This window comes from Ramlibacter sp. Leaf400, assembly GCF_001424545.1.
Lineage (GTDB): Bacteria > Pseudomonadota > Gammaproteobacteria > Burkholderiales > Burkholderiaceae_C > Ramlibacter.
The window spans coordinates 113547-136199 of the sequence record NZ_LMQL01000003.1; the positions used below are offsets into that span (position 1 = coordinate 113547).

The 22653-nt window shown below is 70.0% G+C and carries 24 protein-coding genes and 3 tRNA genes; 5 read left to right on the forward strand and 22 right to left on the reverse strand.

What is annotated here, in order from left to right; all coding sequences use genetic code 11:
- Positions 1 to 16: 16 nt before the first annotated feature.
- The 5 genes from epsE to ASG30_RS03405 all read right to left on the reverse strand — a co-directional run bounded on the left by epsE (position 17) and on the right by ASG30_RS03405 (position 5492).
- Positions 17 to 892: a polysaccharide export protein EpsE gene (gene epsE, locus ASG30_RS03385; RefSeq protein WP_055892646.1), complete on the reverse strand. Its 876-nt coding sequence runs from the start codon at positions 890 to 892 to the stop codon at positions 17 to 19.
- Between the two features lie 46 nt (positions 893 to 938).
- Complete coding sequence (locus ASG30_RS03390; protein ID WP_055892648.1) at positions 939 to 2264, reverse strand: outer membrane beta-barrel protein; 1326 nt, start codon at positions 2262 to 2264, stop codon at positions 939 to 941.
- Between the two features lie 105 nt (positions 2265 to 2369).
- Complete coding sequence (locus ASG30_RS03395) at positions 2370 to 3830, reverse strand: undecaprenyl-phosphate glucose phosphotransferase (protein ID WP_082521867.1); 1461 nt, start codon at positions 3828 to 3830, stop codon at positions 2370 to 2372.
- Positions 3823 to 4614 carry an XrtB/PEP-CTERM-associated transcriptional regulator EpsA gene (gene epsA, locus ASG30_RS03400; RefSeq protein ID WP_055892654.1) on the reverse strand — a complete coding sequence of 264 codons (792 nt, stop codon included), beginning with the start codon at positions 4612 to 4614 and terminating at the stop codon, positions 3823 to 3825. Before epsA ends, ASG30_RS03395 begins: the two co-directional genes overlap by 8 nt.
- Before the next feature lie 569 nt (positions 4615 to 5183).
- Entirely contained in the window at positions 5184 to 5492 is a 309-nt protein-coding gene (locus ASG30_RS03405; RefSeq protein ID WP_055892656.1) for a hypothetical protein, read from the reverse strand.
- Between the two features lie 141 nt (positions 5493 to 5633).
- Between ASG30_RS03405 and ASG30_RS03410 the strand changes: the two genes are divergently transcribed.
- Positions 5634 to 6383: a hypothetical protein gene (locus ASG30_RS03410; RefSeq protein WP_055892660.1), complete on the forward strand. Its 750-nt coding sequence runs from the start codon at positions 5634 to 5636 to the stop codon at positions 6381 to 6383.
- Between the two features lie 28 nt (positions 6384 to 6411).
- Here the strand turns inward: ASG30_RS03410 and ASG30_RS22370 are convergent, their stop codons facing one another.
- From ASG30_RS22370 to folC, 15 genes are all read right to left on the reverse strand, one after another.
- A complete protein-coding gene (locus ASG30_RS22370; protein ID WP_156385403.1) occupies positions 6412 to 6564 on the reverse strand; it encodes a hypothetical protein in 153 nt (50 codons plus the stop codon).
- 17 nt (positions 6565 to 6581) lie between these two features.
- Positions 6582 to 6725, reverse strand: coding sequence for a hypothetical protein (locus ASG30_RS22375; RefSeq protein WP_156385404.1), 144 nt, complete (start codon positions 6723 to 6725; stop codon positions 6582 to 6584).
- 193 nt (positions 6726 to 6918) lie between these two features.
- Positions 6919 to 7089, reverse strand: coding sequence for a hypothetical protein (locus ASG30_RS22380; RefSeq protein ID WP_156385405.1), 171 nt, complete (start codon positions 7087 to 7089; stop codon positions 6919 to 6921).
- Between the two features lie 110 nt (positions 7090 to 7199).
- Positions 7200 to 7481, reverse strand: a complete 282-nt coding sequence (locus ASG30_RS03415; RefSeq protein ID WP_055892663.1) for a hypothetical protein — start codon at positions 7479 to 7481, stop codon at positions 7200 to 7202.
- Positions 7482 to 7568: 87 nt separating this feature from the next.
- A complete protein-coding gene (locus ASG30_RS03420; protein WP_235579729.1) occupies positions 7569 to 8063 on the reverse strand; it encodes a septal ring lytic transglycosylase RlpA family protein in 495 nt (164 codons plus the stop codon).
- A gap of 180 nt (positions 8064 to 8243) precedes the next feature.
- Complete coding sequence (locus ASG30_RS03425; RefSeq protein ID WP_156385406.1) at positions 8244 to 9989, reverse strand: sensor histidine kinase; 1746 nt, start codon at positions 9987 to 9989, stop codon at positions 8244 to 8246.
- Between the two features lie 72 nt (positions 9990 to 10061).
- Positions 10062 to 10138, reverse strand: a tRNA-Asp gene (locus ASG30_RS03430).
- Positions 10139 to 10208: 70 nt separating this feature from the next.
- A tRNA-Glu gene (locus ASG30_RS03435) sits at positions 10209 to 10284 on the reverse strand.
- Positions 10285 to 10338: 54 nt separating this feature from the next.
- Positions 10339 to 10414 (reverse strand) — tRNA-Ala (locus ASG30_RS03440).
- A gap of 36 nt (positions 10415 to 10450) precedes the next feature.
- The gene (gltX, locus tag ASG30_RS03445; RefSeq protein ID WP_055892669.1) at positions 10451 to 11833 is read right to left on the reverse strand and encodes a glutamate--tRNA ligase; all 1383 of its coding nucleotides are present in this window, start codon (positions 11831 to 11833) and stop codon (positions 10451 to 10453) included.
- Entirely contained in the window at positions 11830 to 13041 is a 1212-nt protein-coding gene (locus ASG30_RS03450; RefSeq protein WP_055892671.1) for an O-succinylhomoserine sulfhydrylase, read from the reverse strand. Before ASG30_RS03450 ends, gltX begins: the two co-directional genes overlap by 4 nt.
- Before the next feature lies 1 nt (position 13042).
- A complete protein-coding gene (gene purF / locus ASG30_RS03455; protein ID WP_055892673.1) occupies positions 13043 to 14563 on the reverse strand; it encodes an amidophosphoribosyltransferase in 1521 nt (506 codons plus the stop codon).
- 6 nt (positions 14564 to 14569) lie between these two features.
- On the reverse strand, positions 14570 to 15058 hold the full coding sequence (locus tag ASG30_RS03460) for a CvpA family protein (RefSeq protein WP_055892676.1): 489 nt from the start codon (positions 15056 to 15058) through the stop codon (positions 14570 to 14572).
- 13 nt (positions 15059 to 15071) lie between these two features.
- Positions 15072 to 15803, reverse strand: a complete 732-nt coding sequence (locus tag ASG30_RS03465; RefSeq protein WP_055892679.1) for an SPOR domain-containing protein — start codon at positions 15801 to 15803, stop codon at positions 15072 to 15074.
- Between the two features lie 19 nt (positions 15804 to 15822).
- Complete coding sequence (gene folC, locus ASG30_RS03470) at positions 15823 to 17112, reverse strand: bifunctional tetrahydrofolate synthase/dihydrofolate synthase (RefSeq protein ID WP_055892682.1); 1290 nt, start codon at positions 17110 to 17112, stop codon at positions 15823 to 15825.
- Between the two features lie 32 nt (positions 17113 to 17144).
- Between folC and ASG30_RS03475 the strand changes: the two genes are divergently transcribed.
- Positions 17145 to 17504: an ArsC family reductase gene (locus ASG30_RS03475; RefSeq protein ID WP_055892685.1), complete on the forward strand. Its 360-nt coding sequence runs from the start codon at positions 17145 to 17147 to the stop codon at positions 17502 to 17504.
- Positions 17505 to 17601: 97 nt separating this feature from the next.
- The gene (locus ASG30_RS03480; RefSeq protein ID WP_055892688.1) at positions 17602 to 18309 is read left to right on the forward strand and encodes a glycine zipper 2TM domain-containing protein; all 708 of its coding nucleotides are present in this window, start codon (positions 17602 to 17604) and stop codon (positions 18307 to 18309) included.
- Positions 18310 to 18318: 9 nt separating this feature from the next.
- Here the strand turns inward: ASG30_RS03480 and ASG30_RS03485 are convergent, their stop codons facing one another.
- Both ASG30_RS03485 and ASG30_RS03490 read right to left on the reverse strand, forming a co-directional pair.
- Positions 18319 to 19131 (reverse strand): anti-sigma factor, encoded by an 813-nt coding sequence (locus ASG30_RS03485; RefSeq protein WP_055892691.1) that lies wholly within the window; start codon positions 19129 to 19131, stop codon positions 18319 to 18321.
- A 10-nt stretch (positions 19132 to 19141) separates the two neighbouring features.
- On the reverse strand, positions 19142 to 19732 hold the full coding sequence (locus ASG30_RS03490) for an RNA polymerase sigma factor (protein ID WP_055892694.1): 591 nt from the start codon (positions 19730 to 19732) through the stop codon (positions 19142 to 19144).
- A gap of 116 nt (positions 19733 to 19848) precedes the next feature.
- On the opposite strand from ASG30_RS03490, the gene ppnP reads away from it, so the two are divergent.
- Complete coding sequence (ppnP, locus tag ASG30_RS03495) at positions 19849 to 20166, forward strand: pyrimidine/purine nucleoside phosphorylase (protein WP_055892696.1); 318 nt, start codon at positions 19849 to 19851, stop codon at positions 20164 to 20166.
- Between the two features lie 99 nt (positions 20167 to 20265).
- Positions 20266 to 21597, forward strand: coding sequence for an argininosuccinate synthase (gene argG, locus ASG30_RS03500; protein WP_055892699.1), 1332 nt, complete (start codon positions 20266 to 20268; stop codon positions 21595 to 21597).
- Positions 21598 to 22653: the final 1056 nt, after the last annotated feature.

A 22653-nucleotide genomic window follows, 5' to 3' on the forward strand; every position in this document is an offset into this window, starting at 1 on the left:
GGCGCTCCGGTTTTTCTTAGAACAGGCTCTCGCGCACGAAGATGACGTCGTTGGGCAGCACCGGGTCACCCAGGCGGGCGTCGGTTTCCACCTGGCGGCCATCGGGGCCGGTGCGCGTCAGGCGCAACCGGTTCAGGCTGCCGCGCGGGGTGGGACCGCCGCCCTGGGCGACGGCCTGCTGCACGGTCATTCCGCGCTCGATGCGATAGGGACCGGGGCGCTGGGCCTCGCCGTAGATGTAGTAGACGGGAGCCTTGTTGACGAAGATGGTGTCTCCGCCGATGACCAGGATGTCCTCCTGGCCGCGCTGGTTGAGGAAGAGGCCCGGGATGTCGATGACCTTGCGGAACGGCTGGCCGCTGCGCGTGCCGGTGACGATCAGCGTGTCGTCGCCCATCGGCGTGACGCCGCCGGCCGCCGCGAGCAGGTCGCTCACTCGGGTGTTGGTGGTCTCCAGCGGGAAGCGGCCGGGCTTTTGCACCTGGCCGAGCACGGCGACCTGGTTGCCGCGCACCTGCAGCAGGACAATGTTGACCTGCGGCTGCTTGAGGAAGTTGCCGTTCTTCAGGGCCGAGGCGATCTTGTTCTCGGCCTGGCCGATGGTGTTGCCACCCAGGCCGATGCTGCCCACCAACGGGTAGTTGATGGTGCCCTGCTCGGACACGCGTGCTTCGATCGACAGGTCCGGGTTCTGGTAGACCTGAACCCGGATCTGGTCCCCGGGGCCTAGGCGGTAGTCGGCGCTGGGCGTGCTGGGCGCGCCCTGTTCCGTCGCCGCAGCCGCTGACGCGGGCCTCGGCGCCACCGTGCTCCGCTGGGCCGGCCCGGCTGCCTGGGCGGCCATGGCCAGACCCAGGAGCAGGGCTCCCATCGATCGAATCACGCGTTTCATGTTTTCTCTCCCTTCAAAAATGCCTGCGGTTGCCCGCGCGGCAACGTCAGATCGTCAACTTCGCAGTCAGGCCGATCACGTTGGCGCGGTAGTCGAAGGCGGGCAGCGTCGACGAGCGTCGCTCGTTGCGGTACTGCGCGCCCAAGGTAACGGTGCGTCGGACGGCCCACTCGACGCCGAGCGTGCCCACGTCGAACTTGTCGCGGCGGCCGGCGTCGGCGCTGCCCACGACGTCCTCGAACTTGCGGTTCTCGTGCTCGTAGCGCAGGCTGACCGAGATCAGGGCGGTCGGGCGCCACACGGGGCCGATGTAGAAGCGGTCGCTTTCCAGGTGGCCGCCGGTGCCGAACAGGTAGCTGCCCAAGTCGCGCGCGTAGCCGGCGGTCAGCGCGGTCTTCGCGGTGATCTCCCAGTTCACGCCGATCGCGCCGACCAGGCCGTCGAAGTCGCGCGAAGTGGCGGCGTCGTGGTCGCGCTTGAGCCAGCCGAGGCGGCCGTCGACCGTGGTCTTGGGCGACACGATCCAGCGGGCCGTGACGTCGATCTCGTCGTCGTCGAAGTCGGAGACCACCGGCGCGTTGTCGTACTCGCCACTGCCGCGGCGGTAGCGCAGGGCCACGGTGGAACCGGTGGCCGGCTCGAAGGCGGCGCCCACGCGCACGCTGGACTGCGACAGGTTGGAGTCCCAGGCCGACGGGTCGGTGCTGCGGGTGGTGTTGTGCAGCACGCCGGCCAGGGCGCGCCAGGAAGCGCCGAAGCGGTAGCCGCCCTCGACCACTTCATTGCGCTCGGTGCGGCGGTTCACGCCGGCCACCAGGCCGTTGGAGGTGACGTCGCGGAACTGGCGGCGGTCGGCACTGGCCACGCCGTCGATGCGCTCGCCGAAGCGGAAGCGCCAGGCGGCCGCGTAGTTCAGCGTGTTGTAGTCGGCATCCAGCTTGTCGTACGAATAGCGGTCGTACTCGGCGTCCAACACGATCTGCTGCTGGCTGAAGCGGCGCTGGAAGCGCAGGCCCAGGCCCAGGCCGGTGATGGTGTCGGTGATCTCGGCACCATTCGTGCGCAGCACGTTGTCGTCACGCTCGACGCCGGCACGGGCGCGGAACTGGAAGCCCTCGCGCTGGTCGGCGGCCGACGACACGGGGGCGTACGGCTGCGAGATGGACTGCGCTGGCGACATGTCGACCAGCATGGGCGCGACCATGGGGGTCGTTGCCGCGGTTGCCGCGGACTGCCCCGCGGGCTGGGCCGCGGATTCGCCCAGCGCGCCGCCGGGGGGCGACTGCAGGGTGGTCTGCGCATGGATGGCCGCGGGCAGCAGGCACGCCGCCGCCACGGTCGTCAGCACGGGCCGGATGGAAGGTTTCTTCATTGGTGTTCTCTCACGAGGAACGCCTGGCGCAAACACGTACCCACTCATCCTCGGGATGGTCACGCACAGGCCGACGGGCGGACAATGGCTCATTGGTGCTAGTGCTCAATAAGCCGCGCCATCCTTGAACACCAGGCGGATGGTCCTCCAGACAATGTAGAGGTCCAGCCGCAGTGACCAGTTTCGCAGATAGTCGAGGTCACAGCGAATTCGCGCTTCCATCTTTTGCAGTGAATCGGTCTCGCCGCGATAACCGTTCACCTGCGCCCAACCCGTGATTCCGGGTTTGACCTTATGGCGGATCATGTAGCTCTTGATCAGCGGTCTATAGAACTCGTTGTGCGCCACGGCGTGCGGCCGCGGCCCGACGATGCTCATTCGGCCCTGCAGGACATTGAGGAACTGCGGAAGCTCATCCATGGAGGTCTTGCGCAGGAAGCGCCCCAGGCGGGTGACGCGCTCGTCGTCCTTGCGCGCCTGGGTGACGACCGCGCCGTCCTCCGTCACCGTCATCGACCGGAACTTGTAGACGATGATCTCCTGCCCCCACAGCCCGTAGCGGCGCTGGCGAAAGATCACCGGCCCCGGCGACGTCATCTTGATGGCCGCCGCGATGCCCAGCATCAGCGGCGACAGCAGTAGCAGGATCGCAACAGACAGCACGATGTCGCTGGCCCGCTTGACCACGGCGTTGGGGCCGCGGAAGGGCGTCTCGCACACGGAGATGATCGGCATGCCGCAGATCGAGTCGGTGCGGCCCTGGATCAGGTCGGTCACGAACATGTCGGGCACGAAGTACACCGAGGCCGTCGTGTCCTTGAGCGCGTCCAGCAGCTGCTTGATGCGCGGCTGCGAAGCCATCGGCAGCGACAGGTAGACCAGCTGCACGTTGTGCTTCTTGACGTACTCGGCGATCTCCTGGATGCGGCCCAGCATCCGGTGGCGCGTGCGGCCGTGGATGCGGTCGGGCGTGCGGTCGTCGAAGAAGCCCAGGAGCTCCACGCCGGTGTAGTGCGCGAGCGTCAGCTTGTCGGCCAGCGAGCCGCCCTGCTCGTTCATGCCCACCACCACCGCGCGCAGCGGCGGTCCGGCCAGGCGGATCAGTTGCGGCGCGGCCTGCCGCAGCGCCCAGTGCGCCGCCAGCTGCGACGCGGGGGCCAGCCACAGCCAGTTCATCACCACTTCGCGCGAGAAGTCGTCCAGGGCGTCGATCGCATAGCCGGTGGCCAGCAGCAGACCGCAGGTCCAGGCCCAGGCCAGCACGGTGTCGGCGATCACGCGGGCCGCCGAGGCGCGCAGCTGCGGCCGCCCCGGGTAGACCAGGGCGAAGGCCACGATCGACAGGCCGACCCAGCGCGGGTTCAGCTCGCCTTCGACCAGCCAGACCAGCAGCCACAGCGACAGCACGGTGGCGATCGGCTCGACGAAGGTCTCGAACGAGCGCAGCAGCCGGCTGTGGCTGAAGACGGCCGGGCCCGGCAGGGCGGGCGGCGGGGGCGGCGCTGCCGTGGCAGAGCCGCCCGGTGCCACCGCGGCGGCTCCGAGGACGCGGTCCGCGTCAGGCATAGGCGGACATCCGGGTGAGTTTGGCCACGGCCTGGGCGCGGTTGGTCACGTCCAGCTTGCTGAAGATGCTCTTCATGTGGTTCTTCACCGTGAACTCGCTGATGTGCAGGATGCAGCCGATCTCGGGGTTGGTCTTGCCCATGGCGACCCACACCATGATCTGGCGCTCGCGCTCGGACAGCTGGCCCAGGCGCACCACCATCTGCTCGACCTGGGTGCGCTCGGCGCCCGGCTGGCGCATCGGCGCCGGCGGCATGCGGCGCAGGGCCGAGTCGATGAAGGGCACCAGCAGCTTGAGCGCCGAGGCGCCGCCGGCCGGGGCCAGGTCGCTGCTGAGGGCCGCGAAGATGCGCTCGCCGCCCATGCGGCCGTCGCCCACGCCGTGGACCAGCGCGGTCTGCATGCCGGGGGTGCCGGGCGCGGGCGCCCAGCCCTGCCCCGCTTCGCCGAGCAGCTGGCCGCAGCCGCTGATGTCCAGCTGGCAGGGCTGCGACAGGGCGGCCACCCAGCAGTCGCGGAAGTAGTTGACCAGGGGCGCGATGCGCGAGGCGGGGCACAGGTGCGTGCGCAGGCCGGGCAGGCTGGAGACGATGTCGTACTGCAGGTCGCCGGCGCGGAAATCGCCCCAGCCGACCAGCAGGATGTCGTGCGGCAGCCAGCGCTGCACGTCGCCCTGGAGCCAGCGCCAGAGGTCGGCATGCGAGCGCAACTGGGCGCCCTGGCCCGCGATCTGGAGGAACTGGACCGGATCCACATCCGGCGTGACGGACGACAAGGTGTTCATTGCGCTTCTCCCAACTTCAGCGACCGACGAGCGGCCGACATAGACCGAAACAGTTTTTTCGTGTGCCGCGGATGAAAGGCGGTATCACCGCACTGCTCCGCGAAACCACATGTGACCGGCGTTGCCGGGCCGCCACGAAAAGCTTGACAGCCCTCGTCCGACATGAATTGCGTGGCGTACATCTCTCTTTTCTCTGTGCGTTTCCTGGCGATGCGTGATGGTGTGAAAAAAGGACATGTGCCGGAGGTAGGTTCCGCACTGTGTTCGCTGTCGGTTCCGGCGCAACCCCGTGTACGCAGATTCCGACACGGCCGTCGTGTAACACCAGTGCGCAGTGCGCTACGAGGTGCGAAACGGATCAAGCAAGTGTTCGCGGCTGATGCTGAGGTGGGACAAGGACGACAAGCTGTGCAGGAAGGACGGACGCTGGCGCGGCCGTGGCGGCTCGCGGCGCCGTGGATGGGTGGCGGGCAAGAGCGTTGCGCGGGCTGCGCACGCGCTGCGAGCCGGGGACCGCGAAGGTCCTGAGAACGGGGGATGGGGTTCGCGTCCGGACCGTGGTCCGGCGCTCAGAAGCGGGGAAGGTCGCCCAGGCTGCGGCCGGGCGCGTCGTCGTCGAGCGCGAGGGTCTCGGTGCCTTCGGGCAGCACGTCGACCTTGATCTCGGGCCCGGGCTGCAGGCCGCCCTCGTCGTCGGGGAACATGCTGATGACGGTGTCGCCTTCGACCAGGCGGTCGACCACCTCGGTGACGCGCGTCGGCGAGGGGCGCAGGTCCCAGCGCGCGCGCCCCGCGTCGATCAGGCCCATCATGGCCTCGACGACCTGCGTTCCCGCGTAGCGAACCGCAGTGATGCCGTATGTGGCTTTCTCGACCATAGGCGCACATTGTGGAAAGCCGCGCCACGCCTCCGATCAGCCAATCGCGACAACAGGCGTGGGAGGGTGCCTACGGAAGTGCGTCGCGCGCACGCTGTGCAGGGGTGGGACAGGGACCACCTCGCCTAAACTGCGCCTCCCATGGCCGCCGAATCCGCCGTCCCCCTCCCCGCGCTCGGCCGTGCGCACGCCCGGCGGCTGCGCGAGGTCTACCGCTCGGCCGGCTGGCCCTGCCAGGACCCGGTGGAGATCGAGCTGCTGGCTGCCGGCCTGCTCGACCGCGTGCTCTCGCCCACCGGCCACGAGACGCTGCGCGTCACGCAGAGCGGGCTGCAAGTGCTGGCGCAGACGCTGGAGGGCAACCGCGCGCGCCTGTCGGCGCACGAGGCGCTGGTCGAACGCGTGGCTCGAGAAATGGGCCGCGCGGGCCGCGTCGCCTGGCGCGGGCTGTCGCTGCGCGCGCAGGTGCCCGGGGAAGGTGCGGCGCAGCCGCCCCAGTGGTGCATGGCCCGGCCCGACGTCTTCTCGATCCGCAACACCTCGGTGGCGCAGTACGTGGAGCCGGTGGTGCACGAAGTGAAGGTGCGCCGCTCGGACCTGCTGGCCGACCTGAGGCAGGAGGCCAAGCGGGCCGCCTACCTCGACCTGGGCGAGTGCTGGTACGTGCTGGGAAGCGATGCGCGGGGACGCTGCATCGCGTCGCCCGACGAGATCCCCGCCACCTGCGGCGTGCTGGTGGCGGAGCCGGCGCGGCTGGTGGTCGCGCGGGCGGCGCCACGTGCACGGCGCAGCGCCCTGCCCTTCGGCGTCTGGATGGCGCTGGCCAAGGCCACGCCGGTCGCCGGCCTGGACGAGGACTGCCAGGGGTTGCTGGCCGCCAACGACGGCTGACGCAGGGCGCGCGGCGTGGGCCTGCGCGCTACTGCTTCGGATGCTCCGAATGCCCCGCGTCCGGCTCGGGCTTGTGGTCCTTCTCCGGGTCCTTGGGCTGCTGGTGCGCCGGCTCGGGATTCACCGGCTTGGGCGGGTCCACCGGCGGCTGGCCGGGGATGGTGCCGCCCGGGGTGTTCATGGCGAGCGGCCGCGGCCTCATGGCTTGCGGGGCGAGATCTCGGTGTTGCGCTCGGCCTCCTCCAGGTCCTCGTTGGACGGCGTGGGGATGTCTTCCTCGGTGGACAGCTCCGGCTCTTCGCGGTCGAGGCGGGGGATGCCGGTGGGGTTTTCGGTGTTCATGGCGGTTCCTCGTGGTGTCAGGGCGTAGGCCGGTGCCCCGCCGGATCCTCCGGCTCGGAAGGCGGCTCCATCGGCCCGAACTCCGGCTCCACCGGGAGGCGAGACGGATTGGGCGGGCCCGGGTGGGTACCGGGCTCCATCGGCTCTTCGGGTTCGACCGGGTGCGTGGCCATGGCAGCCTTCCTTCGGTGTCTCAGAAATCGCTCTTGGCCCACAGCGACGGATCGACCGGCTCGGGCGGGTTCGATCCGGGCACCGGCGTTTTCAGCTCCATGTCGGCCGGCGGCGGCGAGAAGCCGTCGTCGAGCTGCGGCGGAGCGGGCTGCGCCGGGTGAAGGCTGGGGTCGACTTCGTAAGGGATCATGGGCGGCGTCCTCGCATGACGCATGGTCACCGCCTGTCGCGTGGGCGCCGCTCAGCGCAGACGCCGTATCCCTGTCGGCGCGTGCCGATGGGTGCGGGCCGGGAGCCCGGCTAGACGATTTCCTTTTCTTCCTGCTCGCGCTCGGTCTCGCGCCGCACGATCTGGCTGGGGTCGTGCGTGAAGGGCATGCGCGGCAGCCCGATGAGGGTCTGCAGGTGGGCGTGGGCGCGGTCCATGTCGGCGCCGACCATCGCCAGCGCCACCTCGTGGCCGGGCTCGTTCTTGGCAATCTCGACGTAGGCGGCGCGCAGCCGCTCGTAATCTTCTTCGGCCCGCGCCACTTCCTGCTGGGCGGCCAGCATCTTGGCGTAATCGGCACGGCTGTATCGCATGCACTGAATGTAGGCAGCCGCCAGCGCGGCTGTTGTAGGACAACGCAGCGTGCGCCCGCAGGCCAAGGCTGGGGTGCGGCGTGCGGCTCAGTCGGCGAAGGTGTTGGCGGCGACGCCGGGCTTGGTGCTGCCGTCGGGCTGCGGCACGGCGATGGGCGCCACTTCGACGGGCGCGAGGCCCTCCTCGCGGCTGAGCCCGATCTTCTCGGCCGTGGCCGGCGAGAGGTCGACGATGCGGCCGTCCACGTAGGGGCCGCGGTCCTGGATGGTGACCACGGCGCTCTTGCCCGTCTCCAGGTTGGTCACCTTGGCCTTGGTGCCCAGCGGCAGCGTCTTGCTGGCGGCGTTGTCGTCGCGCGGGTCCATCGGCGTGCCATCGGCCATCTTGCGGCCGTTGAACATGCGCGCGTAGTACGAGGCCTTGCCGACCTGGCGCTGGCCGGAGTGGTCGAGCTTGTGGCCCTTGGCGGCGGGATGGTTGGGCCGGGGCGGCGGATCCTTGGGGACCGGAGGCTGCGCGGCGGCCAGTGCGGTGGCGCCGATGGCGAGCGCCGCGACGAGGGTGCGGCATGCGGGGAGCAAGGGGCGTTTCGAAGGGGTCATGGAGGTCGGCCTATGGGAGGTCCGGCCTTTTTCGAACGACGGAGACCGGTACCGCTGGGCATCAGTCTGCGCAGGGCCGCGCAGCGGGCCCGTCGGGCAGGCGCGGCAATCGGCGTAGGAAACGGTGGCTCGGCCGCGGCGCGCCCGGCCGTCGCCGGGCTAGGCGCGGGAGGCCGGAAGCGAGAAGAAGAAACGCGCGCCGGCGCCGGGCTGGGCCTGGCACCAGACGTCGCCGCCGTGCAGCGCGACGATCCGCCGGACCGCGGCCAGGCCTACGCCCGTGCCGGGGAACTCGCTGCTCTTGTGCAGGCGGCTGAAGGGCTGGAAGAGATTGGCGGCCCGGTCGTTGTCGAAGCCCTCGCCGTTGTCCTCGACGGAGAACACGGCCTGCGCCCCGCTGTCCTGTTCGCGGCCGAAAGCGATGCGGGCGAGTGGCCGGCGCGAGCTGAACTTCCAGGCGTTGCCCAGGAGGTTCTCCAGCACCTGGCGCAGGAGCGCACCGTCGCCCTGGGCCGAGAGGCCGGGCTCGATGCGCACGTCGACGTCCCGGTCCGCGCCGGTCTCGCGCAGCCGGGCCACGACATCGTGCGCCAGCGCGGTCAGGTCCACCGGCCGCTGCTGCAGCGGCGCGCGCGACAGGCGGCCCAGCTCCAGCAGCCCGCGCGTGAGCTCGTCCATGTGCGCGGCGTTGGCCTTGATCCGCTTGAGGTAGTGCTGGTGCTTGTCGGTGCCCGCGTCCTCGACGAAGGGCTGCAGGGCTTCCGCGAACCCGGAGATGCCGGCCAGCGGCGCCCGCACGTCGTGCGCGACGGCATAGGAGAACGTCTCCAGGTCGCGGTAGGCCTGCTGCAGCTGCGAGGTGCGCTCCTGCACCTGCTGGTCCAGGCTGATGTTGAGCGCCTGCAGTTCGGCGCGCGCGTTGTTCAGGGCGTTGGCGCGTTCCACGCCCTCGGCATGCATGTGGGCCAGCAGCCAGTACGCGCCGCCCAGGCCCGCCGTCATCAGCGCGCACAGCAGCAGCATGCGCAGGCGCCGGTCGCGGTAGTCCGCCAGCGCATCGCCGGCGGCGCTGGCCACCACGATGTGCAGTTGCATCGACGGCACGGGGTGGGACGTCACGAGGTAGTCGCGCCCCTCGATCGACGCGGTGTCGCCGCGCGCGGCGATCAGCCCCGACAGCAGCTTCAGGCCGGTCGCGTCGGTCACGTGGCCGGTGCGCGAACGCCAGGCGGCGCGCGCCAGGCCATCGGCGCCCAGCAGCAGCACGGCGGTGTCGTCGTGCAGCTGGGCCGACTGCATCACGCCCAGCAGGGTCTCCACGCGGACCAGCGCCACCGCCACGCCGAGGAACTGGCCCGCCGGGTCCCGCAGCTGCAGGGTGACGGGCAGGCGGCGGGCACCGCCTTCGCCGGCCGGGGGCAGCACGCTGATCTCCGCGCCGGTACGGGTCAAGGGCAGCACCTGCGCGCAACTCCCCTCGTCCAGCAGCGAGCCGGCCGCGGGCGGCGGCAGCACCCGGCCATCGGCCAGGCACAGGCCCAGCTCCTCGATGGAGTCGTTGGCGCGGGCGCGGTCGGCCATCATGTGCACCAGCTCCTGCTCGCTGCGGCGCTGGACCACCATGCCCTCCAGCAGCCCGTGCACGGCTCGGGCGGTGCGCAGCACGCGCACCGAGTAGTGCTCGACGGCGGTCGCCAGGTTGGCGTCGCGGTCGGCCACCGCCTCGAGCGTCAGGCGGTGCCCGTGCACCGTCTCCTCGATGAAGGTGAGCCAGACCACGGCCGCCATGACCAGGAACACCGCGCGCACGATGTTGCGCCAGCGCTGCGCCAGCTTGCGCAGCTGCGCTTCCTGGAAGTCCAGGGAGCGCCGGGCCAGGTCCACGCTCCAGTTCTTGAGTGCCAAAACCTAGACTCCGCTGTGGCGTCGGAAAAGAAAAACGGCACCACGCTTTCGCATGGTGCCGCTTTGATTTGCTGGCGGAGTGGACGGGACTCGAACCCGCGACCCCCGGCGTGACAGGCCGGTATTCTAACCAACTGAACTACCACTCCGCGTTGGTGCGGCGTTCACTCTTGCGAGCCAAGTGCCTGCCACTTGTGCCTTGATCGCTTTCGCGAATCCTGGCGACCCTACGGGGATTCGAACCCCGGTACTCACCGTGAAAGGGTGATGTCCTAGGCCTCTAGACGATAGGGTCGAAACCTTGGAACAGCGCGCTACGCGCGCTACCTTCTCTCTACGACACCTTGCTTGGTGGAGGTAAGCGGGATCGAACCGCTGACCTCTTGCATGCCATGCAAGCGCTCTCCCAGCTGAGCTATACCCCCGTCCGGTGTCGAGCCTCGAATTCTACACCGAAACTTTCAGGCGCCCGCCAGACGCTGCACAACAATATCGCGCGGCATCAGCTCCAGCACCGCATCGAGCGACGGCGTCTGCGGCGTGCCCAGCACCAGCACGCGCACCGGCATGGCCAGCTGCGGCATCTTCAGGCCCGTCGCGCGCAGCACTTCCTTCAGGCTCTCGGCGATCGCGGCCTTCTCCCAGTTCACGCCCTCGAGCATCCGGCCCAGCATGCTCAGTGCGGGGCGCACGCCCTCGGTGATGTGCCGGGCCAGGTCGTCGGCGCTGGGCTGCACCGGCAGGTAGAAGCGCGCGGCCCAGTCGGCCAGCACCACGGTGGTGTCGCAGCGGTCCTTGAACAGGCCGCAGATGCGCGGCAGCCGCGCGTCGGGCGTGATGCCGCGCTGCACAAGCCGCTCCCCCGCCAGCGTGGCGAGCTGCTCGTCGGGCGTGGCCTTCATGTGCTGGGCGTTCACCCAGCGCAGCTTGGCCTCGTCGAACTGCGCCGCGCTCTTGCCCAGGTGGTCGAGGTCGAACCACTGCAGGAACTGCTCGCGGCTGAAGATCTCGTCGTCGCCGTGCGACCAGCCCAGGCGCGCCAGGTAGTTCACCACCGCGTCGGCGAGGAAGCCCTCTTCGCGGAACTGCGTGACGGGCTTGGCGCCGTTGCGCTTGCTCATCTTCTCGCCGCGCTCGTTGAGCACCGTGGGCAGGTGCGCGTACACCGGCGGCTCCTGGCCCAGCGCGCGGAAGATGTTGATCTGGCGCGGCGTGTTGTTGACGTGGTCGTCGCCGCGGATGACGTGGGTGATCGCCATGTCGATGTCGTCGACCACCACGCAGAAGTTGTAGGTGGGCGTGCCGTCGGGCCGCGCGATCACCAGGTCGTCCAGCTCCTCGTTGCTGATCTCGATGCGGCCCTTGACCTTGTCTTCCCAGGCCACCACGCCGGTCAGCGGGTTGCGAAAGCGAAGCACCGGCTGCACGCCCTCGGGCACCGGTGGCAGCTGCTTGCCGGGCTCGGGCCGCCAGGTGCCGTCATAGCGCGGCTTTTCCTTGCTGGTCATCTGCCGCTCGCGCAGCGCGTCGAGCTCGGCCACGCTCATGTAGCAGGGGTAGACCAGGTCCTGCTCGCGCATGCGCGCCAGCACTTCCTTGTAGCGGTCCATCCGCTGCATCTGGTAGTGCGGGCCTTCGTCGTGGTCCAGGCCCAGCCACTTCATGCCCTCGAGGATGACGTCCACCGCCGCCTGCGACGAGCGCTCCAGGTCGGTGTCCTCGATGCGCAGGATGAAGTCGCCGCCCTCCGAGCGCGCGAACGCCCACGGGTACAGGGCCGAGCGGATGTTGCCGAGGTGGATGAAGCCGGTCGGCGACGGCGCGAAACGGGTGCGGACTTTCACAGCTTGGAGAGGCCGCGCATGAGGTCGGCCTTGATGTCTTCTACGTGTTCCAGCCCGACGGCCAGGCGAACCAGGCCCTGGCCGATGCCGGCAGCCTGCCGCTGCTCCTCGGTCAGGCGGCCGTGCGACGTCGTGGCGGAATGGCTGATGATGGACTTGGTGTCGCCCAGGTTGGTCGCGATGCTCATCACCTGCGAGCTGTCGATCACCTGGAATGCATTGCGGCGCAGCGACTCGGGATCGCTGCCCTTGACGTCGAAGGCCACGACCGGGCCGCCGAGGCCCGCCTGCTGCCGCATCGCCAGCTCATGCTGCGGATGCGTTTCCAGCCCCGGGTAGTACACCCGCGTCACGGCCGGATGCGATTGCAGGAAGCGGGCGATGGCCATCGCGTTGGCGCAGTGGGCCTGCATCCGCAGCGACAGCGTCTCCAGTCCCTTGAGCACGACCCAGGCGTTGAACGGCGCCAGCGTCATGCCGGCCGTGCGGACCAGGGGCGCGAAGACGTCGTTGACCAGCCGGGCCGGTCCGCAGATGGCACCGGCCATCACGCGGCCCTGCCCGTCCAGGTACTTGGTGCCGGAGTGGATGACCAGGTCCGCCCCCAGCTCGGTGGGACGCTGCAGCGCCGGCGAGCAGAAGCAGTTGTCCACCGTCAGCAGCGCGCCGGCGCCGTGGGCCACGTCGGCCAGCGCGCGGATGTCGCACACGTCCGTCAGCGGGTTGGTGGGCGTCTCGGCGAAAAGCAGCCGGGTGTTGGGGCGCATGGCCGCCTGCCACTCCTTCAGGTCGGTCTGCGAGACGAAGGAGGATTCCACGCCGAACTTGCCGAACTCCTTGGCGAACAGGTTCAGCGTGGAGCCGAACACCGAGCGCGAGCAGACGACGTGGTCGCCGGCCTTGAGCACGCCCATGCCGAGCAGCAGGATCGCCGCCATGCCCGTCGAAGTCCCGATCGCCGCCTCCGTGCCCTCCATGGCCGCCAGGCGCTGCTCGAAGCAGGTCACCGTGGGATTGGAGGTGCGGCCGTAGGTGTAGCCCTCCTGCGGGTTGGCGAAGAGGCGCGCCGACGTCGCGGCGTCGGGCTGCAGGAAGCCGCTGGTGAGGTACAGCGCCTCGGAGTTCTCGCCGTACTGGCTGGGCTCGATCCCGGCGCGGATGGCCAGCGTGTCCCGGTGCAGACCCGCGGGAAGTTGCCTGCCCTTCATGTCACGCCTCCTGCGCGTTGGGCAGGGCCAGCCGCGAGGTGGATTCCTCCAGCGGGTCTTCCTGGCCGATGCGCGCCTCGTTGATGCGGGCGATGTCGTCGGCGTTGATGTCGCCGGTGACGTACACGCCGTCGAAGCAGGAGGCATCGAAGCCGTCGAGCTTCATCGAGCCCGGCGAGCAGGCCGCGGACACGGCGCGCTTCATTCCTTCCACGTCCTGGTAGATCAGGGCGTCGCAGCCGATGATCTCGCGCACCTCCTCGATGGTGCGGCCGTGGGCCACCAGCTCGCTGGGCGTGGGCATGTCGATGCCGTACACGTTGGGAAAGCGCACCGGCGGCGCGGCGCTGGCCAGGTAGACCTTCTTCGCGCCGGCGTCGCGCGCCATCTGAACGATCTCGCGGCTGGTGGTGCCGCGCACGATGGAGTCGTCCACCAGCAGCACGTTGCGGCCGCGGAACTCGCTGCCGATCACGTTGAGCTTCTGGCGCACCGACTTCTTGCGAACCCCCTGTCCCGGCATGATGAAGGTGCGGCCCACGTAGCGGTTCTTCACGAAGCCTTCGCGGTACGGCACGCCCAGCAGGTGGGCCAGCTGCGTGGCGCTGGGCCGGCTCGATTCCGGGATCGGGATGATCACGTCGATCTCGTTGGGCGGCACCGTGGACACCACGCGCTTGGCCAGCGTCTCGCCCAGGTTCAGCCGGGCCTGGTAGACCGAGATGCCGTCCAGCACCGAGTCGGGCCGCGCCAGGTACACGAATTCGAAGATGCAGGGAAAGAGCTGCGGCTTGTCGGCGCACTGCTGCGAGTGAACGCGGCCTTCCAGGTCGATGAACACCGCCTCGCCCGGCGCCACCTGGCGCTCGAAGACATGGCCGGTGCCTTCGAGCGAGACCGACTCGCTGGCCACCATCACCGTGCCGTCCTTGCTGCGCCCCATGGACAGCGGCCGGATGCCGAACGGGTCGCGGAAGGCCAGCACGCCGTGGCCCGCGATGAGGGCGATCACCGCGTAGGAGCCGCGCACGCGCCGGTGCACGTTGGCCACCGCGCGGAACACGTCGTCGGGCTGCAGCGGCACGCCGCGCGTGGCCTTCTCCAGTTCATGGGCGAAGACGTTGAGCAGCACCTCCGAGTCGCTCTCGGTGTTGATGTGGCGGTGGTCGCTGGAGAACAACTCGGCCTTGAGCGCCTGCGCGTTCGTCAGGTTGCCGTTGTGCACCAGCACGATGCCGAACGGCGCGTTGACGTAGAACGGCTGCGCCTCTTCCTCGCTGTAGGCATTGCCGGCGGTCGGGTAGCGCACCTGGCCCAGGCCCGCGTTGCCCGGCAGGGCGCGCATGTTGCGGGTGCGGAAGACGTCGCGCACCATGCCCTTGGCCTTGTGCATGAAGAACTTGCGCTCCTGCTGCGTCACGATGCCGGCCGCATCCTGGCCGCGGTGCTGCAGGAGCAGCAGCGCGTCGTAGATCAGCTGGTTGACGGGTGCGCCGCTGACGACGCCGACGATTCCACACATTGCCAATTACCCCGGTAGGTACTGCGCGAATTCCTCCGGCAGCACCGGCTTCAATCCCCTGAGCGCCGCCGTCGAGACGCCGGCGCCCACCGATTCGGTCCACCACTGCGCGGTGCGCAGCGGCGTCATGTTCACCACCACCGCCACGGCCAGCAGCAGCACCGCGCCGCGCACCAGCCCGAAGCCGGCGCCCAGCGCCCGGTCCGCCGGTCGCAGGCCCACGGCCTCGACCAGCTTGCGGCTGGCCCAGGCCACCAGGCCGCCCGCGAACACCACCGCCACGAACACGATGGCGAAGCCGGCGGCGTAGCGCAGCGGTTCGGCCGCGCGCTCCATCGGCAGCCAGGCGCCCACCGGGGGCGCGAACCACTGGGCCAGCACGAAGGCCGCGATCCAGCTCAGCACGGACATCACTTCGAAGACCAGGCCCCGCAGCACGCCCAGCAGCAGCGAGAACCCCAGCACACCCAGAAAGACCCAGTCGAGCACCGCCATCCGGCTCGCCTGCTCACAAGGTGAGGATGGCCGCGGGCAAATCCAGGTCCTTGAGCCGGCCGGCCGCCTTGTCGGCCTCGGCACGCGTGGCGAAAGGCCCGACGCGCACGCGGATGCGGCGGCCGTCCTTGGTCTCGGCCACGTGGGTGTAGGTCTTCAGGCCGGCCTTCTCGACCTTCTGCCGCGCCTCGCGCGCCTTGCCGACGTCGGAGAAGGCGCCCACCTGCACGACGTAGCGGCCGTCGGCCGCCTTCTCGGCCGCGGCGGCCTGCACCGGCCTGGCCTCGGGCGCGGGGGCCGGCGCCTTGGCTTCGGCCTTCGGCTTGGCCTCGGCCCTGGTTTCCGGCTTCGGCTCGGGCCGTGCTTCGGCCACCGCCGGCGCGACCGGCGTGGCCGGCGTGACGGCGCCGGACGAGACCACTCCCGCCGCCACGGGCGCCGGCGCGGGCTTGCCTGCGACGACCGGCGCCGCGGGCTCGCTGGCCTGCGCCGCCTTGGGCGATGCCACGGGCACCGGCAGCGGCTTGGCCTTGTTGCGGTCCGGGATCTCGATGGGGATGTCCACCGCGATCGGCCGCGGCTGGGTGTCGAACAGGAGGGGGAAGCCGACCACGCCAAGCAGCACCAGCACGGCCGCGCCGATCAGGCGGTGGCGCGCGCGGCGCCGAAGCACTTCGACGCTCTCGGCTTGCGGCGGGGCCGCTTGCGTCTCGTCGCCACCCTTGCGGAACTTGAAGAAGGCCATGAAGCGTGTCGCCGAGGGTTCAGGAGCCCAGGTGTCGGGCCTGGAGGCGGGGGAGGCCGTCCTTCAGAACGCCTCCCACCGTGTAGAACGATCCGAAGACCAGGATTCTATCAGTGGGGTCCGCCTCGCCCATCGCGCTGCGCAGTGCTTCGAGAGGGCCCGCGTGGGTGCTGGAGACCGCGTCCTTGCGCGTCGTCCGGGCCTGCCACAGCGCCTGCAGCGAGGCCGCGCCCGCCGCGCGCGGCGTGTCCAGGTCGCTGAAATACCACGCGTCCACCAGCGGGTCCATCTTGCGCAGCATCGCGTTGAGGTCCTTGTCGCCCATGGCGCCGAACACCGCCCGCGTGGTCGGATAGAAACCCATGGCATCCAGGTTGGCCGCCAGCGCGGCCACCGAATGCGGGTTGTGCGCCACGTCCAGCACCAGCGTCGGCTGGCCGGGCACGATCTGGAAACGGCCCGGCAGGTCGACCAGGGCCAGCCCGGTGCGCACCGCCTGCGCCGTGACCGGCAGCCGGTCGCGCAGCGCCGTGAGCGCGGCCAGCACGCCCGAGGCGTTCACCAGCTGGTTGGCGCCGCGAAGGGCCGGGTAGCCCAGGCCGGCGTAGCGGCGCCCGCGCCCGGCCCACGCCCACTGCTGCTTGTCGCCGGAGAAGTTGTAGTCGCGGCCCAGCAGCCAGAGGTCGGCGCCCAGCGACTCGGCCGCCTGCACCACGCTTTTCGGCGGCACCGGATCGCTCACGATGGCCGGCCGGCCCGCGCGCAGGATGCCGGCCTTCTCGCGCCCGATGGACTCGCGGTCCGGGCCCAGGAACTCCTGGTGGTCCAGGTCGATGCTGGTGATCACCGCGCAGTCGGCGTCGACCACGTTGACCGCGTCCAGCCGGCCGCCCAGGCCCACCTCCAGGATGGCGACGTCCAGTTCGCTGGCGGCCATCAGGCCGAGGATCGCCAGCGTGGTGAACTCGAAGTAGGTCAGCTGCGTGTCCTGGCGCGCCTGCTCCACCCGCTCGAAGTGCGGCACCAGCGCCTCGGCCGAGACGGGCTGGCCGAGCAGGCGGCAGCGCTCCTCGAAGTGCACCAGGTGCGGCGAGGTGTAGACGCCGGTGCGCCAGCCGGCCTGGTGGGCGATCGATTCCAGCATCGCGCAGGTCGAGCCCTTGCCGTTGGTGCCGGCCACGGTGACCACGACGCACGAAAACGACACGCCCATGCGCTCCCACACGCCGCGCACGCGGTCCAGGCCCAGTTCGATGGCCTTGGGGTGCAGGCGCTCGCAGTGCGCCAGCCAGTCTTGCAAGGTCTGCATGCCGCGATTGTCCTTGGGATTAGCATCGCCGCATGAGCGTCACCCTCTACGGCATCGCCAACTGCGACACGGTCAGGAAGGCGCGCGCCTGGCTCGACGGCCAGGGCGTGGCCTACCAGTTCCACGACTTCAAGAAGGCCGGCGTGCCGCAGGAGCGGCTGGCCGGCTGGAGCCGCGCCGTCGGCTGGGAGAGGCTGGTCAACCGCCAGGGCACGACCTGGCGCAAGCTCGATCCTGCGCAGCAGCACGGCGTGCAGGACGAAGCCTCGGCCCGCCAACTGATGCTGGCCCAGCCCAGCGTGATCAGGCGGCCGGTGGTCGAGTGGCCCGGCGGCGCCACCACGGTCGGCTTCGATGCGCAGGCCTGGCAGGCGCTGGCGCAGCAGCGCTGAAGCTCGACTTTTACGTGCCGTTTACCGCCCCGCGCCAGCGCGCGGGCGGCCGCGTGCCTAGAATTTGGGCATCGCCTTCCTGCCCCATGAGGCTGCCATGAAAAAGCTCGTCTTCCTGTCGATCGCCGCTGCCGCCGCGGGCGCCGTGCACGCCCAGGAAGTCGGCCGCGTCCTCTCCAGCACCCCGGTCATCCAGCAGGTGCAGGTGCCGCGCCAGGTCTGCTCGCAGCAGCAGGTGCCGGTGCAGCAGTCCACCACCGGCGCGGGCGGCGTGATGGGCGCCATCGCCGGGGGCGCCATCGGCAGCCAGATCGGCTCGGGCGGCGGCCGCGGCGCGGCCACCGTCTTGGGCGTGCTGGGCGGCGCGCTGTTGGGCGACCGCGTCGAGGGCGGGGGCGCCACGCAGTACCAGAACGTGCAGCACTGCACCACGCAGATGTTCTACGAGAACCGCGCGGTCAGCTACAACGTGATCTACGAATACGCCGGCCGGCAGTACTCGGTGACCCTGCCGCACGACCCGGGCCCGACGGTGCAGCTGCAGGTGACGCCGGTGGTGTCGCCGCCGGCCTTCCAGCAGGCGCCGCAAGCTCCCCAGGCGCCGGCTTACGCTCCCGCCCCGCCGCAGGTTTCGGCCCCCGAGCCCATGGTGCTGGCCGCCGCGCCCACCGTCATCGTGCCGGCCACCAGCGTCTACCCGGCCTACTACCCTTCGCCGTACTACTGGCGGCCGCCGGTCAGCCTGCACCTGGGTTTCGTGCACGGCTTCGGCCATGGGCACCGCCACCACCACCGTCATCGCTGACGGGCGTCATCACACCGGGGTCTGCAGCAGCGGCCCCTTGAACAGCACGGGCCCCGTCGGCCCGCTGCCGACCGGCGCACCGCCCCGCGGCTCCAGGCTGATCGCCAGCGCCGGCACTTCGCGCACCTGGTTCTCGGCGGCCGTGAGCCGCACCACCGGCTCCTCGCCCAGCACACCCAGCGAACGCGGCGCGCCCCCGGGCGGCAGCGCCCACAGCTGAAGCGAGCGGTCCGCGCCCACGTGGACGCTGCCCACGTGCTTGAGGGTCAGCCGGTTGTGCCGCGGATCGAAGGTGACCAGCACCTGCGCCGTCGACTTGTCGTCGGCCAGCACCGCCACGTACTGGATCTGCGGCTGGGCCTGAAGCTGCGCGGCCAGCTGGGTGTTCTCGCGGGCCAGCTGCTGGCCCTGCTGCGTGGCCTGGGCCAGTTCGGCGTCGCGCTCCTGCACCCGGCGGCCGAGGTTCACGCTCACCACGGCGACCGCAGCCGCCGTCGCCAGCCCCGCCAGCGCCGTGCCGCGCCACCAGCCCAGCCGCCGGCGCAGGCGCTCGAGCACCGGGTGCTCCTTCGAGCCCGCGAAGCCGGACAGGGTCGGCAGCAGGTTCTCGATGCGCTTCCACACGTTGGGGCTGGGCGCCTCGTTCGGCTGCAGCTCGGTGAGGGCGGCGAAGCGTTCCTGCCAGGCCAGCGCCGCCACTCGGATGGACGGGTGCTGGCGGGCCAGCGCCTCGAAACGGCGGCGGGCGCCGCCGCGCAGCGTGCCGAGCGCGTAGGCGGCGGCCAGGCGGTCGACCAGGTCGGGGTGGCGCAGCAGGTCCATCGCAACCTCCTCAGGCGAACCGCGCCATGCAGCCGCGCAGCTGCTCCAGGCCGCGGCGGATCCAGGTCTTGACGGTGCCCAGCGGCAGCTTGAGCTGCTGGGCCAGCTCGCTGTGGCTCAGGTCGCGCAGGTAGGCCAGGCTCACCACCTCGCGCTGGCGCGCCTCCAGCTTGCGCAGGCACTCGTGCAGCGCCCAGGCCTGCTCGCTGGCCTGGCTGGTGTCCATGGGGTCGGCCGAGTCGCCGGCCACCGTGTCGGCGATGTAGTCGTCCAGCTCGACGGCCGTGTCGATCCGCTCCGTGTTGCGCCGGCGCAGGAAGTCCAGCGCCCGGCTGCGCACGATCACGCCCATCCAGGCCATCGGCGGGCTGAGCGAGGCGCGGTAGTCCACCGCGATGCGCCAGATGTTGAGGTAGGCGTCCTGCAGCACGTCCTCGGCCCATTCGCGGTTGCCCACCACCCGCAGCGCCACGCCGTAGAGCTTGGACGAGGTGAGGTCGTAGAGCGAGCGCAGGGCGGCCTCGGCGTCGCCGGGGCGGGCGCGGGTCGCGATGCGGTCGAGGAGCTGCACCAGTTCGGTGTCGGCGAGGTCGTGGGCCATGAAGCGGGGATTGTCCTGCCAGGGGTTACGCATGCGCCAGCGGATCGGATTCAGCGGATGAGCGGGCGGGGGTCTTGCGCCTAGAATCCCGGGTTTCCCCGCACCCCCATTCCCCCATGAGCACCGAGACCCTTGCCGGCGTCAGCGTGACCACGCGCGCCAACGTGTATTTCGACGGCCGCTGCGTGAGCCACGGCGTCACGCTGGCCGACGGCACGAAGAAGTCGGTGGGCGTGATCCTGCCCGCCACCCTGACCTTCAACACCGCCGCCGCGGAGATCATGGAATGCGTGGGCGGCGCCTGCGAGTACAAGCTCGCGGGCAGCAACGAATGGGTGCGCTCCTCGGCCGGCCAGAAGTTCGCCGTGCCGGCCAACTCGTCGTTCGAGATCCGGGTGGTGGAGGCTTATCACTACATCTGTCACTTCGGATGAGGGACTAGGGGCTGGGGGCTAGGGGCTAGGGAAACCGGCCCCGCCCCCGCCCCTCGGAATCCCCTAGTCCCTAGCCCCCAGCCCCTAGCCCCTTCCCCCATGACCACCATCCTCGAGCACCTGCCCGCCGGCCAGAAGGTCGGCATCGCGTTTTCCGGCGGCCTGGACACCAGCGCCGCGCTGCACTGGATGCGCCAGAAGGGCGCCGTCCCCTACGCCTACACCGCCAACCTCGGCCAGCCGGACGAACCGGACTACGACGAGATCCCGCGCAAGGCGATGCTGTACGGCGCCGAGAAGGCGCGCCTGATCGACTGCCGCAAGCAGCTCGCGCAGGAAGGCATCGCCGCCCTGCAGGCCGGCGCCTTCCACATCTCCACCGCGGGCGTGACCTACTTCAACACCACGCCGCTGGGCCGCGCCGTCACCGGCACGATGCTGGTTTCGGCGATGAAGGAGGACGACGTCAACATCTGGGGCGACGGCAGCACCTTCAAGGGCAACGACATCGAGCGCTTCTACCGCTACGGCCTGCTCACCAACCCCTCGCTGAAGGTCTACAAGCCCTGGCTGGACCAGGCCTTCATCGACGAACTGGGTGGCCGCGCGGAGATGAGCGCCTTCATGCAGAAGGCCGGCTTCGCCTACAAGATGTCGGCCGAGAAGGCGTACAGCACCGACAGCAACATGCTGGGCGCGACGCACGAGGCCAAGGACCTGGAGCACCTGAACTCCGGCATCCGCATCGTCAACCCGATCATGGGCGTGGCCTTCTGGAAGGACGAAGTGCCGGTCAAGGCCGAGGAAGTGCGCGTGCGCTTCGACGAAGGCCAGCCGGTCGCCCTGAACGGCAAGACCTATGACGACCCGGTCGAGCTGATCCTGGAAGCCAACCGCATCGGCGGCCGCCATGGCCTGGGCATGAGCGACCAGATCGAGAACCGGATCATCGAGGCCAAGAGCCGCGGCATCTACGAGGCCCCGGGCCTGGCGCTGCTGTTCATCGCCTACGAGCGGCTGGTCACCGGCATCCACAACGAAGACACCATCGAGCAGTACCGCGACAACGGCCGCCGCCTGGGCCGCCTGCTGTACCAGGGCCGCTGGTTCGATCCGCAGTCCATCATGCTGCGCGAGACCGCGCAGCGCTGGGTGGCGCGCGCGATCACCGGCGAGGTGGCGCTGGAGCTGCGCCGCGGCAACGACTACTCGCTGCTGAACACCGAGTCGCCGAACCTGACCTACCAGCCGGAGCGGCTGACGATGGAAAAGGGCGAGTCGATGTTCTCGCCGCGGGACCGGATCGGGCAGCTGACGATGCGAAATCTCGACATCGTGGATACGCGGGACAAGCTTGCTGTCTACAGCAAGGCGGGGTTGTTGTCCGTGGGTGGGTCGGCTGCGTTGCCGCAGGTGGGCGGGAAGAAGTAAGGCGCTCGTTGCTGGCGTTGCTGGCGTTGCTGGCGTTGCTGGTGGCTGCTTTGGCGTCAGGGGCGGCGGCAGCGGTGGTTCGCTGGCAGGGCCCACACCGTCACTTCGCTTCTCTCTTCGCCCCGCCGTTCCCGCTCGCCCTGCTTCGTCATTCCCGCGAAGGCGGGAATCCAGAGCGTCCGCCTTCAGCGGACTTCAAGGAAGCACTGGATCCCCGCCTCCGCGGGGATGACGGTGGCGAAGAAAAGCGAATGGCAGTGACGAGGCGAGCAGCGGGGCGTTGAGGGTTTTTGCCCGCCCCCGCACCCTGCTCNGAAGGCGGGAATCCAGAGCGTCCGCCTTCAGCGGACTTCAAGGAAGCACTGGATCCCCGCCTCCGCGGGGATGACGGTGGCGAAGAAAAGCGAATGGCAGTGACGAGGCGAGCAGCGGGGCGTTGAGGGTTTTTGCCCGCCCCCGCACCCTGCTCCCACGCGGCAGGCAGCGCCTGGCCCGGGCGATTTGTGGGACGAGCCGGGCTTTCCGCGGCCCGGCCGTTGCGAGCCGTCAGGCGAGCTTGATGTCAACCTCTGACTCGCGGCCGCTGTCTGAACGGAGCGCTGCGCAGCAGCGCGCAGTGAGTTCGGCCGCGCAGGCCGGGCCGCGGAATGCCCTGCGAGTTNCAACCTCTGACTCGCGGCCGCTGTCTGAACGGAGCGCTGCGCAGCAGCGCGCAGTGAGTTCGGCCGCGCAGGCCGGGCCGCGGAATGCCCTGCGAGTTTGCGAGTGCAGCGAGCAAACCGTCCCACCATGAGCCCGGGCCAGGCACCGCCTGCCGCGCGGGCGCGCTGCCCAACAACGAGGGCGAGAACAGCACCCCTATCTCGATGCCGAGACTCGCCAACGCATTGATTCATAGCGCTGCATCGCCTCGCCGTCCGCACTCCAATCCCCTGCTCCTTCGTCGAGAAACCAATCGACGCCGAGCGCGCAGCCCCGTGACTCTCTGCCTTGTAGGGCCGTGACCTTGGACGGAATATGCGCCGGCTTTCAACGACCCAACAAGCCAAGGAGTCA

Excerpts from the sequence above, each read along its gene's own strand:
- ASG30_RS03465 (WP_055892679.1), bottom strand. The coding sequence starts at position 15,803 with ATGGCCTTCTTCAAGTTCCGCAAGGGTGGCGACGAGACGCAAGCGGCC.
- ASG30_RS03480 (WP_055892688.1), top strand. The coding sequence starts at position 17,602 with ATGAAAAAGCTCGTCTTCCTGTCGATCGCCGCTGCCGCCGCGGGCGCC.
- ASG30_RS22380 (WP_156385405.1), bottom strand. The coding sequence starts at position 7,089 with ATGATCCCTTACGAAGTCGACCCCAGCCTTCACCCGGCGCAGCCCGCT.
- epsA (WP_055892654.1), bottom strand. The coding sequence starts at position 4,614 with ATGAACACCTTGTCGTCCGTCACGCCGGATGTGGATCCGGTCCAGTTC.
- ASG30_RS03405 (WP_055892656.1), bottom strand. The coding sequence starts at position 5,492 with ATGGTCGAGAAAGCCACATACGGCATCACTGCGGTTCGCTACGCGGGA.
- ppnP (WP_055892696.1), top strand. The coding sequence starts at position 19,849 with ATGAGCACCGAGACCCTTGCCGGCGTCAGCGTGACCACGCGCGCCAAC.
- epsE (WP_055892646.1), bottom strand. The coding sequence starts at position 892 with ATGAAACGCGTGATTCGATCGATGGGAGCCCTGCTCCTGGGTCTGGCC.
- ASG30_RS03475 (WP_055892685.1), top strand. The coding sequence starts at position 17,145 with ATGAGCGTCACCCTCTACGGCATCGCCAACTGCGACACGGTCAGGAAG.
- ASG30_RS03490 (WP_055892694.1), bottom strand. The coding sequence starts at position 19,732 with ATGGCCCACGACCTCGCCGACACCGAACTGGTGCAGCTCCTCGACCGC.
- ASG30_RS03460 (WP_055892676.1), bottom strand. The coding sequence starts at position 15,058 with ATGGCGGTGCTCGACTGGGTCTTTCTGGGTGTGCTGGGGTTCTCGCTG.
- ASG30_RS03395 (WP_082521867.1), bottom strand. The coding sequence starts at position 3,830 with ATGCCTGACGCGGACCGCGTCCTCGGAGCCGCCGCGGTGGCACCGGGC.
- ASG30_RS03450 (WP_055892671.1), bottom strand. The coding sequence starts at position 13,041 with ATGAAGGGCAGGCAACTTCCCGCGGGTCTGCACCGGGACACGCTGGCC.
- argG (WP_055892699.1), top strand. The coding sequence starts at position 20,266 with ATGACCACCATCCTCGAGCACCTGCCCGCCGGCCAGAAGGTCGGCATC.
- ASG30_RS22370 (WP_156385403.1), bottom strand. The coding sequence starts at position 6,564 with ATGAACACCCCGGGCGGCACCATCCCCGGCCAGCCGCCGGTGGACCCG.
- ASG30_RS03410 (WP_055892660.1), top strand. The coding sequence starts at position 5,634 with ATGGCCGCCGAATCCGCCGTCCCCCTCCCCGCGCTCGGCCGTGCGCAC.
- ASG30_RS03390 (WP_055892648.1), bottom strand. The coding sequence starts at position 2,264 with ATGAAGAAACCTTCCATCCGGCCCGTGCTGACGACCGTGGCGGCGGCG.
- ASG30_RS03415 (WP_055892663.1), bottom strand. The coding sequence starts at position 7,481 with ATGCGATACAGCCGTGCCGATTACGCCAAGATGCTGGCCGCCCAGCAG.
- purF (WP_055892673.1), bottom strand. The coding sequence starts at position 14,563 with ATGTGTGGAATCGTCGGCGTCGTCAGCGGCGCACCCGTCAACCAGCTG.
- folC (WP_055892682.1), bottom strand. The coding sequence starts at position 17,112 with ATGCAGACCTTGCAAGACTGGCTGGCGCACTGCGAGCGCCTGCACCCC.
- ASG30_RS03485 (WP_055892691.1), bottom strand. The coding sequence starts at position 19,131 with ATGGACCTGCTGCGCCACCCCGACCTGGTCGACCGCCTGGCCGCCGCC.
- ASG30_RS22375 (WP_156385404.1), bottom strand. The coding sequence starts at position 6,725 with ATGAACACCGAAAACCCCACCGGCATCCCCCGCCTCGACCGCGAAGAG.